The organism is Antrihabitans stalactiti, from assembly GCF_012932915.1.
Taxonomy (GTDB): Bacteria; Actinomycetota; Actinomycetes; order Mycobacteriales; family Mycobacteriaceae; genus Antrihabitans; species Antrihabitans stalactiti.
The window spans coordinates 294,329-305,351 of sequence record NZ_VCQU01000006.1 but is presented as its reverse complement, the minus strand read 5'-3'; the positions used below and the strand labels follow the sequence as shown (position 1 = coordinate 305,351).

Here is an 11,023-nt window from a genome sequence, read left to right as displayed (position 1 = left end):
CTAGCCTGACAGGTTGAAGTTGCCGGACGCCCCGTAGACAGCGAGCGAGATGAAGAGCGTGACGCTGACTACCGCGATCAGCGAGGCGCGCACAGCGTTTCCGACTGCGACGCCGACGCCGACTGGGCCGCCCGTCGCGGTGTAGCCGTAATAGGTGTGAATCATCATGACGGCGATTGCCATGAATATCGCTTGTACGAACGACCACAGAATGTCGGTGGGTATGAGAAATGTCGAGAAATAGTGGTCGTACAAACCTGGCGATTGGCCGTAGATCAAGACGGTAGCGAACCGACTCGCAAGGAATGATGCGATCACCGCTAGGGCGTACAACGGAATGATCGAGATCATTCCGGCGACCACGCGCGTACTGACCAGATACGGCACCGACGATATTGCCATGACCTCCAACGCGTCGATTTCCTCGGAAACGCGCATCGCGCCCAGTTGAGCAGTGGCGCCGGCTCCGATCGTCGCCGCAAGACCGATCCCCGCGATTACGGGCGCAGCGATACGAACGTTGATGAATGCCGCAAAGAATCCCGTCAAGGATTCGACACCGATATTTCCGAGCGAGCTGTAACCCTGAACGGCAATCGTGCCACCGGTGAACAACGTCAGGAATCCGACGATGACGACGGTGCCGCCGATAACAGCGAGCGCGCCCGACCCCATGCTGATCTCTGCTATCAGCCGGACTGTCTCCCGCGGATAGTGGAAAATGGCTCTGGGCATCGAGCCGATGGCTCGCGCATAGAAGATTGCGTGATCACCGATCGAGTCCACCGAGCCAAGGGCCCGGCGATATCGCATCTTGGTGCGCGGAAAACGTTGCGACAGAACGACTTTGTTCATGCTCACCGCGCCGTGAGTTTGATACCGGCTGCGGTGACCACAACGTTGACAACGAACAACGCCATGAACGCGAAGACGACGGTCTGATTGACGGCGTCGCCGACACTCTTCGGCCCGCCCTTCACTTTGAGACCGAGGTAGCAAGCCATCAAACCGGCGATCATCCCGAAGAGGCCGGCCTTCACTTGCGAAATCATCAATTCGCCGAATCCGGTCAGCAGCGTCAATCCGTTGACGAACGCCCCTGGATTGACATCTTGCAAGAATACCGAAAACAGGAAACCACCGAGAATTCCGATCGTGCACACCAAGCCGTTGAGCAGCAGCGCGACAATTGTCGAAGCGAGAACGCGCGGTACTACGAGCCGCTGAATCGGATCGATGCCGAGCACACGCATCGCGTCGATCTCTTCGCGGATTGTTCGGGCGGCAAGATCGGCGCAAATTGCGGTCGCTCCTGCACCGGCAACGATGAGGACCGTGACAATCGGCCCGACCTGTGTGATCGAACCGAGAGCGGCGCCTGCACCACTGAGGTCGGCCGCACCGATCTCGCGCAGCAGAATGTTGATCGTGAAACTGACCAGAACCGTGAACGGTATTGCAACGAGAACGGTCGGGACGATGGAAACGCGCGCGATGAACCACGCCTGGTCGATGAACTCTCGACGCTGAAAGGGCCGCCGAAACGTCGCCCGAGCGGTATCCGCGACGAGGTCGAAGTATCCGCCGACAGCCTGCAGAGGGACCGCAAATAGGTCGTTCATTCCACCTCCTCCAGGGGCGTTCGAGCGTCCACCCGCGTCATCGTAACTAGAACACGTTCACTAGGTCAAAAACATAGCCTATCTCGATGGATGCTGCTGTCGCCTGAACGAACGCAACCGCGCTGATTGGCCAGGACTCGGTAGTCCGCGCTGCAAAGCGCAGTGACGGTACCGCATTTCCTACCATGATCGCAGCCGTAACCGTCCTGCCAAATCTTGCCGGCATCGATTCCGCGCGCGTTCTCGTCAGCCGCGTGCCCGACGGTATTAGAACACGTACTCGCCATTGGAATCCTCGGCACTCCTTTGCAGCGACTCCCTGGGCTCGGGTCGATGGATCCGGGGACTGAACCGCTGTTGTTCATCATGGAACCAATCGCGGCGGAATGTGGCTGTTTTGCAAATCTAACGTCACCGCTGCCGCGCCGTCGAAAGTTCGAGCCGTGCACCCCTGCCTGCGAAGATCCGGACAATCCCGAGCCCAAGGGCTGAACCTTTACAGGCAGGGCATACTAGAACCTGTTCCAGATTCGTCCCACGAAACGCCCCCGCGACCATTGCGCGGAGGCAGGAGCCGAACTATAGTCCAGACACATGTCCAGCACAGTTCGGAGCGATGCATGAGCAACCTGCGACCGACCGAGTCCGAGGCCACACCGCTGCTGATCGACGGAAAATTGGTGCCAGGTGCGGGAGGCGTTTTCGCGACGTACAACCCAGCAACCGAAGAACTACTCGGGTATGCGGCCAACGCGGACGCGGCCGATATGGACTCCGCGATCGCTGCCGCGCGGCGCGCATTCGACAACACGGATTGGTCGCGCAACCACAGCTTCCGCGCACAGTGCATCCGGCAGCTGCGCGACGCGCTCATGTCACACGTCGATGAGTTACGAGAGATCACCATCGCAGAAGTCGGGGCACCCAGAATGCTCACGGCCGGTCCGCAACTCGAGGGTCCGATCGCAGACATGGGCTTCGCGGCGGACCTCGCCGAAAGCTACGAGTGGGAAACCGATCTGGGCACCGCGACGCCCATGGGAATCAAGACCAACCGAACGCTGCGACGTGAAGCGGTAGGCGTCGTCGGTGCAATCACCCCGTGGAATTTCCCGCATCAGATCAACCTCGCGAAACTCGCGCCCGCACTTGCTGCCGGCAACACCGTCGTGCTCAAACCCGCGCCCGATACGCCGTGGTGCGCCGCGCTCGTCGGCAAAGTCATCGCGGAGGAAACCGATATCCCCCCTGGTGTCGTCAATGTGATCACTTCCGACGATCACAGGATCGGAGCGCAACTCGCCGAGGATCCGCGCGTCGACATCATCTCGTTCACCGGCTCGACGCGGACGGGCAAGGCTGTAATGGTCGCCGCGGCAGCCAGTCTCAAGAAGGTGTTCCTCGAACTCGGCGGCAAGTCCGCCTTCATCGTGCTCGACGACGCCGACGTCGCGAGCGCCTGCAGTGTCGCCGCGTTCTCGGTGTGCGTGCACGCGGGCCAAGGCTGCGCGCTCTCGACTCGCTTGCTGGTCCCCCGTTCGCACTACCAGGCGGCGCTCGAGGCGACCGTCCGAACGCTCACAGGCATGCGCCCCGGCGACCCCAACAAGCCCGGAACTGTGTGCGGCCCGGTGATTTCGGCCGCGCAGCGCGAGCGGGTGGAGCGATACATCGCCGTGGCAAAGGCCGAGGGCGGAACCATCGCCTGCGGCGGAGGAAGACCGGCAGGAAAGGAGGCCGGCTACTTCGTAGAGCCGACGCTCATCACGGACGTGTCGAACAATTCCACTGTCGCCCAGGAGGAAATCTTCGGTCCCGTGCTGGTGCTCATCCCCTATGACAGTGACGACGACGCGATCGCCATCGCGAACGACTCGCCATACGGCCTTTCCGGAGCCGTCTGGGGCACCGATCCGCAGCGCGTGAAGAAGGTCGTCGACGGCGTACGGACCGGCACACTCAGCGTCAACGGCGGTGTCTGGTATTCCGCCGACGCGCCTTTCGGCGGCTACAAGCAATCGGGAATCGGCCGCGAAATGGGCGTCGCCGGATTCGAGGAGTACCTCGAAACCAAACTGATCGCCTCCGCCGGCTAGCGAACTTCAACCACCATCACCGCTAGGAGCAGATCGAATGGCCCGATTCACTGGTAAAACCGCGATTGTCACTGGCGCCGCGCAAGGTATCGGCGCCGTCTATGCCTCCGCGTTGGCAAAGGAAGGAGCCAACGTCGTCGTCGCGGACCTGAACGTCGACGCAGGCAAGGAAACTGCTGCGCAGATCAGCGCCAACGGCGGCACCGCAGTGTTCCAGGAGGTCGACGTCGCCGACGTCGACTCGGCTCGCGCCCTTGCCGAATTCACGGTGAACGAGTTCGGCGGGATCAACCACCTCGTCAACAACGCCGCGATCTACGGCGGCATGAAACTGGACCTCCTGCTCACTGTCCCGTGGGACTACTACAAGAAGTTCATGAGCGTGAACATGGACGGCGCGCTGAACGTGACGCGGGCCGTCTACAAGCCGATGCGCAAGGGCGGTGGCGGATCGATCGTCAACCAGTCGTCGACGGCGGCGTGGGTTTACTCGGGTTTCTACGGCCTTGCGAAGGTCGGTATCAACGGCCTGACTCAGCAGCTTGCGCTCGAGCTCGGCGGTTCGAATATTCGAATCAACGCCATCGCTCCTGGCCCGATCGACACCGAGGCGACGCGGACCGTGACGCCGGGCAACATCGTCGAAGACATGGTGAAGCGGCTTCCTCTGCACCGAATCGGCACTCCCGACGATCTGGTCGGTGCCTGCCTGTATCTCCTGTCCGATGATTCCGCGTGGGTGACCGGCCATATTCTCAACGTCGACGGCGGACAGATCTTCCGGTCATGAATTCGGGCATTGCGCACGAACCCGTCGGATTCATCGGGTTGGGCAACATGGGTGGGCCGATGGCCAAACGGCTCGTGGACTGGCCGGGTGGTCTCGTCGTCTGCGACATGCGCCAGGAAGCCACTCAACCTTTTCGTGAAGCCGGTGCGGCCGTTGCGGATTCGAGCAAGGACGTCGCAGCAACGGCACGTGTGATCTCGATAACCGTGCTCGACGATGCTCAAGTGCGAGACGTGATTGCGGGACCGGACGGAATTTTGCAGACGGCCGGACCTGGCACGGTCATCGCTGTTCATTCGACGATCAGCGACGAAACTGCCGTCGAACTCGGCGCTGAATGTGCGCGGCAGGGTGTCGAATTCGTCGACGCACCGGTGAGTGGCGGCGCGCCGGGTGCGGCCAAGGGCGCCCTCGCAGTCATGGTCGGCGGTAGCGCGACCGCGTACGAAGCTGTGCGCGAACCGTTCGGCTGTTGGGCAAACTTGGTGATTCATGCCGGCGACGTCGGCTCTGGGACGCGAATGAAGCTGGCCCGCAACCTACTTCACTTCGTCTCGTTCACGGCTGCAGCCGAGGCACAACGCCTCGCCGAAGCAGCGGGTCTGGACATCACGGCACTGGGCAAGGTGGTGCGGCATTCCGACGCGGTCACCGGCGGGGCGGGTTCGATCATGTTGCGCAACACAACATCCGAAATCGCACCCGATGACTTCTGGTACCCGATCATGACTCATGTGCGCAACCTCGGCGAGAAGGATCTCTCCCTCGCTCTCGGCCTCGGCGACAGACTCGGTATCGATCTACCGCTGGCTCGAATAGCGCTGGACAGACTCGGCACCGGCCTCGGCGTAGGAACCAATGCGGCAACAGGACAGGAGCACACATGACAGACGAAGTCCGCCAACGCGGCCTGGACATGATGAAACAGGTCTATGGGTGGGACCTGCCGGCCGACGTACCCGGTGACTTCTTCGCCGTCACCATCGACCATCTCTTCGCCGAAATCTGGACTCGCCCCGCTCTGACGATCCGCGAACGACGCCTACTTCTCCTCGGCGCCGTGGCCGCCCAGGGCAATGTGGACATAGCCAAGATTCAGCTGACCGCGGCGCTGCACAACGAGGAGTTCGATGCCACTCAGCTCCGCGAAATAGCCTTGTTCTTGACCCATTACGTCGGCTGGCCGAATGGCACCAAGCTCGACCAAGCGGTCGGGGCAGTCCTTGCCGAAGCCAAGAAGAAGCGAGCAACCGATGACTGACACATCGAACGTGACTCCCGTGGATGCGGCCGACATTGCAGCGTGGGACCTGGAGGCGGACGTCGTCGTCGCCGGTTATGGAATTGCAGGCGTCTCCGCAGCCATCGAAGCGGCCCGTGGTGGAGCCGACGTACTCGTCCTCGAGCGCACGAGCGGTTGGGGCGGCGCAGCGGCCCTGGCAGGCGGATTCATCTATCTCGGCGGTGGCACGCCGTTGCAGAAGGCACTCGGCTTCGAGGACACACCGGAGAACATGGCGCGGTTCCTCAAGGCGGCTGTCGGCCCTGGCGCGGATGCCGCCAAGATCGACGACTACTGCAACGGGTCCGTCGAGCATTATGAGTGGCTCGTTTCTTGCGGAGTCCCTTTCCGCGAAGCCTTTTGGGGTGAGCCCGGCTGGGAGCCACCGCACGACGAAGGTCTGATGTACTCGGGTGGCGAGAATGCCGCACCCTTCAACAAGATCGCGACGCCCGCGCCGCGCGGACATGTCCCCCAGATGGAAAACAAGCGCACCGGCGAAAAGGGCGGCGGCTTCATGTTGATGAAGCCGCTCATCGACACGGCCGAGGAACTCGGCATTCGGGCCGAGTACGACATCCGTATCGAAAGACTCGTCGTCGATGCAAGGCGGCAAGTCGTCGGGGTCGTCGCGAAGCGCTACGGCAAAGAGATCGCGATCAAGGCGAACCGCGGTGTCGTCCTCGCGACCGGCAGTTTTGCGTACAACGTAGACATGATCGAGACCTACGCGCCACGCTTGATCGGTCGCCCTGGTGCTGCCATCGAGGAACATGACGGTCGAGCGATCCGGCTGGCGCAGGCCCTCGGCGCCGACCTCGCCCATATGGACGCGACAGAGGTTGCCTTCTTCGGCGATCCGCAGCTGCTCGCGCGCGGAATTCTGGTGAACGGCCGCGGCCAGCGCTACGTTCCCGAGGACACGTACCCAGGCCGAATCGGCCAGGCGACGCTGATTCAGCAGGACAACAAGGCATTCCTGGTGATCGACGAAGAGTCCTATGAAGCGGCCCTCGAGACCGAGACATCGACTCCGTTCTTCCGAGTGACACCGAAGTGGGTCGCGGAGACCGTCGAAGAGCTCGAAGCCGAGATGGGGCTACCAGAATCGGCTTTGCAGTCGACGATCGCCACGTACAACCTGCACGCGGCACAAGGCGCCGACCCGATCCTCGGAAAGAAGCCGGAATGGGTGAAACCCATCGGCACACCGATCGCAGCCTTCGACCACCGCGGTCACACAGCGGGTTTCACGCTCGGCGGGTTACGGACCGACCTCGACGCCAGAGTCCTCCATGTGTCGGGCCAGCCGATCGAAGGCCTCTTCGCGGCCGGTCGGTGCACCTCTGGTCTGTGCGCCGGCGGCTACGTCAGCGGCGCATCCCTCGGCGACGGCAGCTTCTACGGACGTCGCGCCGGAATAGCGGCAGCGAAGCGAGGGTGAGGTGTTGAAGTTGCTCCCCCGCGCAAGCCGTAGTAGCGTCTGGACACGTGTCTGATAACGTGATCGTGGAGGCCACTCGGCGACGGCTGACCGAGAAGCAGGCCGACACGGTCGACCGCCTGACGAAAGCCGCGTTGGATGTGCTCAGCCGAGAAGGCTTCGCGGGATTGACGATCCGCATGGTGGCCGCGGAGGCAGGCGTGGGCGCAGCGACCGCGTACACGTATTTTTCCTCGAAGGAACACCTTTTCGCGGAGATCTTCTGGCGGCGACTGGCGGCGACTCCCCCGCCGCCTAACGATGATCCCGTTCGCAGGAATCGGATCGGCGCGGTGTTGCGCCACATTGCGCTGCTCGTTGCGGACGAACCTGAACTCGCTGGAGCAGTAACGAGCGCGCTTCTCGGCCGCGACCCGGACGTCGAGCATCTACGCCTTCGCATCGGCCTCGATATTCGCAATCGAATCATCGCCGCATTGGGACCCAACGCTGATCCGGACATGGTCGAACTTCTCGAATCGCTGTACGCCGGAGCGTTGGTTCGCGCGGGCATGGGTCACGCGTCGTACGCCGAGATCGCCGATCGTCTCGAGAAGTCCGCCCGCCTGCTAGTCGAGTGACACGGCGGTCGGCGCGATCGAGGGCAACCCCGCGACCACGATCATGATCGCTTTGGCGACTGCCGTGATCTGGCCGTCGTACCTGATTTCGGCTTCCGCGAACACTTTTCGGCCGTCGACCGAGACGACTCGCGCGGTGACACACAGCGGTTGGTGCAGCGGCGTGGCTGCGCGATAGTCCACGGTGATCGACACAGTCATGGCCGCAGCAACTGTCCACGCCACTGCTCGACCCAGAGCGTGATCCAGAACAGCGGCGACGAGACCGCCGTGCGCGCGACCTGGTGGGCCCTCGGCAGCAGTGGGAAAGGTTACGCAGCCACTCGTTTCGCCGTCGACGTACGCCAAGTCGGTCAGCGGCGGCGCTACCGGATTGCACGGCCCCTCGATGGCGTTGTTGATGCTGATACCGCCATTGCTGCGGGTCACCTGCAGGCTTGTGTCTCGACTGCGCTTCCGCAGAAGTTGGGTCGCCTGTTCGATCAGCTGTGCAGCCGCTTCTAGGTCGGCGGCGGGCGAGTCCGTATGTATGCACGCGTCGATCACGTCACGCACTCGATCCGCGACGAGTTTGGTGCCGACGGGAACGTTTGGCACCAAACGAATCTCGCGTCCATCGGACTGCGGGCTCACCGACATCACGGCACCTCCGGGAATGGAATCTCGTTGTCACTGAGCAGGAAGTCGTCCACGAACGAACGCGCACCCGACGACATCAGGTGCCCGATGTGCCCGCCGTCATGCCACGCCACCGTGCCTTGCCACCGCTCGTGGAGCCGCTGCGCTGCCCTGATCGACGTCAGCCGATCGTTCGAGGCAGCCAAGACCACGCGGCGACTCGTGGGCGGAAAAGGCTCGAGAATCATCGGATCGATAACCGAGCTCACGCGCCGGACAGGTTCGGACCGCAACAGAGCCGCGAGTCGCCTACCGTGCTCGCCTCCTCGGTCCAGATGGTGCGCGAGTGTGGCGTGCAGGTCGAGCATCGGAATAACAACCCCGACCGAGTCGACTGCCGGCTCGAGTTCTGCGACCAACGCGGCGATGGGACCGCCGAGTGACAGCCCAACGACGGCGATCGAGGTCGATTCCTGGCGAGCAATCCAGCCGACTACCGCGCGGACCTCGGACACCGCGCGCAAGGTGACGGCGACGTTCACGAGGGGGTCGAAGCTCGGGAACACCTCGCGCCGTCTTCGGCGCAACCCATGCAGGGGCAGCACGGGAAAGGCGACGTTCAGCCCGAGCACTTCGTGCATGTGCCTGGCGCGCAAGGAAATGAGATCGTCCGAACGCCCTTGTCCTGCACCATGAATCCAGACAACCCAAGGTCGCGGGGCGCCAACGTGACGCATGGTTCGGACGCTCGCAACCTCAGGTCGACCTAATCCCATCGCCGCCAACGATGGGGGTAGCTCGGGTGTACTCACGTAGTCCAAGCGCTCGAACTGTGTTGCTCCGAACCGGCGCGGAATCGACCTGAGTGGTTCGAGAGGCCGTGGCGCAACATTGCATCCCACTACACCGAGACCAGCTAGCTCATCGGCCTCTTCCTGGCATCTCTGCACCGCGGCGGCGACCACAGCTTCGTCCGGGACTGACCGCACCACCGCACTCGCGGCGAGAAAGAACTCGTCGAGAATCGCCTCGCCCACCTGACGCGGACCCAGCGGGCACGCGGGTAGCTCGTCACCGTCGTACCGCTTGCTCGCCCGAACAGCACTCGTGACCGAGCGCGGCAGGATGCCCCCGAGCAGTGACAGCCGAGTCAGCACCGGCCCCCGGCCCGGATCAGGCATGCAGGCGACCTTCGTCGGCAATGGCCGCGAGCTCGGCTGTCGCCGGACCGAGGCGTGCGAGGAAGCTCGCTGGATCGGGCATCGACTCGGGTGTCGCCACAAGTCCGATCGACAACCGGCCGTCGTAGCTGTAGGCAGTCAGGTTCACATCCGCCGGCGCGATTGCGACCGCGAACGAAATCCATTCGACGACAGCAATGTCGCCGAGCCATCGTCGATGATCGGGGCCTGCAACATTGGCGGTAGTGATGTTGTTGACGATTCGCGGCATCCGATGTGCAAGTAGCGCACGCAGTGTGCCCGCCAGCCGTGCTGTGTACTTCGGAAGACGTTCTGCCATAGCGAATCCGACGTGTCGTCGATACTTGACGGCCGCCGCGCAACTGAGTGCGGTCGCAAGCAGCCTTCGACGCGCATCGGCCATTTCGATATGCAGATACACACTCGACGGCGCCACGGCATTTCCCCAGCGGCGCTTGGATTTCGGATCGGCGGACACGCCGAAGGTGGCGACGGCAGGCCGGTCGACGGCTTCGCCTCGCGACTGCAACTCGGCCCGCATCGCGCTGGCAAGCACACCGTGCAGTACGCCGTTGACCGTTACTCCGTTGAGCTGTGCAATCTTTCGGAGTTCAGCGAGGTCCAGGCTGTAGCTCGCACATACCCGATGTTTGCCGCTGGGGGTGTTGAAACTGCTGCGGCGGGCCTTCAATCGTCCCGGCAGTGCCGATCGGTTCTCGGACGCTCCTGCTCGGCGCCGGATCGTCGCCAGCTCACGACCGAGCGCCAGCATCCCCTTCGCCAGCCGCGCAGTGTCCCGGCGGGCATGCTGCCGTAATTCTTGTCGACCGACATTTCGCGGCTCGTGCGGTCTGCATCCCGGCGCAGACCGGCCTGGAGTCGACGTCGTCACCGCGAGCAGGGTATTCAAGGCAGCCAGCCCGTCCGATACGGCGTGATGGAGGCGGACGACCACTGCCTGCCGCCCACCGGCCACACCGTGCACGAGGGTGATCGCCCACAGGGGTCGTGATCTGTCGAGCTTCCTTTCAGCGAGCTTGGCAAACGCATCGTCGAGCGTTGCCCGACTTTCGTCCGCCAGTGTCATTTCGTCGAGATGCGCGTCGAGGTCGAACTCCAAGTCGTCGACCCAGAACGGTCGGCCCCGAAAGCCAGGAACCGCTACCGCCCGCTGGGTTGTTCGCGGCACGACACCGAGATAGTTCGGAACGGTCCGCCGCACATCATCGAGAGTCAGCGCCCGGCCGAACAATGAGGTGTCCAGGACAGCGACTTTCAACGTGTGCATCGGTGTATCCGGGCCTTCGAGATGCCACATCAGTGACTCTTGGCCGGTGAAGCGTTCCATC

The 11,023-nt window shown here is 63.0% G+C and carries 11 protein-coding genes; 6 read left to right on the top strand and 5 right to left on the bottom strand.

Translation table 11 applies throughout. The features are described from left to right. Both FGL95_RS18675 and FGL95_RS18670 read right to left on the bottom strand, forming a co-directional pair. Nucleotides 1-855 carry an MlaE family ABC transporter permease gene (locus FGL95_RS18675; RefSeq protein ID WP_169589580.1) on the bottom strand — a complete coding sequence of 285 codons (855 nt, stop codon included), beginning with the start codon at nt 853-855 and terminating at the stop codon, nt 1-3. Nucleotides 856-857: 2 nt separating this feature from the next. Further along, nucleotides 858-1,622 (bottom strand): MlaE family ABC transporter permease, encoded by a 765-nt coding sequence (locus FGL95_RS18670; protein ID WP_169589578.1) that lies wholly within the window; start codon nt 1,620-1,622, stop codon nt 858-860. Between the two features lie 620 nt (nt 1,623-2,242). Here FGL95_RS18670 and FGL95_RS18665 point away from each other — a divergent pair. Genes FGL95_RS18665 through FGL95_RS18640 form a run of 6 tightly spaced genes read left to right on the top strand, consistent with a single transcriptional unit; the run spans nt 2,243 to nt 7,854 of the window. Further along, nucleotides 2,243-3,718 (top strand): aldehyde dehydrogenase, encoded by a 1,476-nt coding sequence (locus FGL95_RS18665; RefSeq protein WP_169589575.1) that lies wholly within the window; start codon nt 2,243-2,245, stop codon nt 3,716-3,718. A gap of 37 nt (nt 3,719-3,755) precedes the next feature. After that, the gene (locus FGL95_RS18660) at nt 3,756-4,508 is read left to right on the top strand and encodes an SDR family oxidoreductase (RefSeq protein ID WP_169589573.1); all 753 of its coding nucleotides are present in this window, start codon (nt 3,756-3,758) and stop codon (nt 4,506-4,508) included. Next, nucleotides 4,505-5,395, top strand: coding sequence for an NAD(P)-dependent oxidoreductase (locus tag FGL95_RS18655; protein WP_169589571.1), 891 nt, complete (start codon nt 4,505-4,507; stop codon nt 5,393-5,395). The genes FGL95_RS18660 and FGL95_RS18655 overlap by 4 nt, the downstream gene beginning before the upstream one ends. After that, nucleotides 5,392-5,769, top strand: a complete 378-nt coding sequence (locus FGL95_RS18650; RefSeq protein ID WP_169589569.1) for a carboxymuconolactone decarboxylase family protein — start codon at nt 5,392-5,394, stop codon at nt 5,767-5,769. The genes FGL95_RS18655 and FGL95_RS18650 overlap by 4 nt, the downstream gene beginning before the upstream one ends. Next, nucleotides 5,762-7,234 carry an FAD-dependent oxidoreductase gene (locus FGL95_RS18645; protein WP_169589568.1) on the top strand — a complete coding sequence of 491 codons (1,473 nt, stop codon included), beginning with the start codon at nt 5,762-5,764 and terminating at the stop codon, nt 7,232-7,234. The genes FGL95_RS18650 and FGL95_RS18645 overlap by 8 nt, the downstream gene beginning before the upstream one ends. 59 nt (nt 7,235-7,293) lie before the next feature. Beyond that, nucleotides 7,294-7,854 (top strand): TetR family transcriptional regulator, encoded by a 561-nt coding sequence (locus FGL95_RS18640; RefSeq protein WP_169589830.1) that lies wholly within the window; start codon nt 7,294-7,296, stop codon nt 7,852-7,854. Here the strand turns inward: FGL95_RS18640 and FGL95_RS18635 are convergent. Genes FGL95_RS18635 through FGL95_RS18625 form a run of 3 tightly spaced genes read right to left on the bottom strand, consistent with a single transcriptional unit; the run spans nt 7,843 to nt 11,022 of the window. Next, on the bottom strand, nt 7,843-8,493 hold the full coding sequence (locus FGL95_RS18635; RefSeq protein ID WP_169589566.1) for a PaaI family thioesterase: 651 nt from the start codon (nt 8,491-8,493) through the stop codon (nt 7,843-7,845). The two genes, FGL95_RS18640 and FGL95_RS18635, sit on opposite strands and share 12 nt — an antisense overlap. Next, complete coding sequence (locus FGL95_RS18630; RefSeq protein WP_169589564.1) at nt 8,493-9,653, bottom strand: alpha/beta hydrolase; 1,161 nt, start codon at nt 9,651-9,653, stop codon at nt 8,493-8,495. Before FGL95_RS18630 ends, FGL95_RS18635 begins: the two co-directional genes overlap by 1 nt. Then, entirely contained in the window at nt 9,646-11,022 is a 1,377-nt protein-coding gene (locus FGL95_RS18625) for a wax ester/triacylglycerol synthase domain-containing protein (protein WP_169589562.1), read from the bottom strand. The genes FGL95_RS18630 and FGL95_RS18625 overlap by 8 nt, the downstream gene beginning before the upstream one ends. Nucleotide 11,023 lies beyond the last annotated feature (1 nt).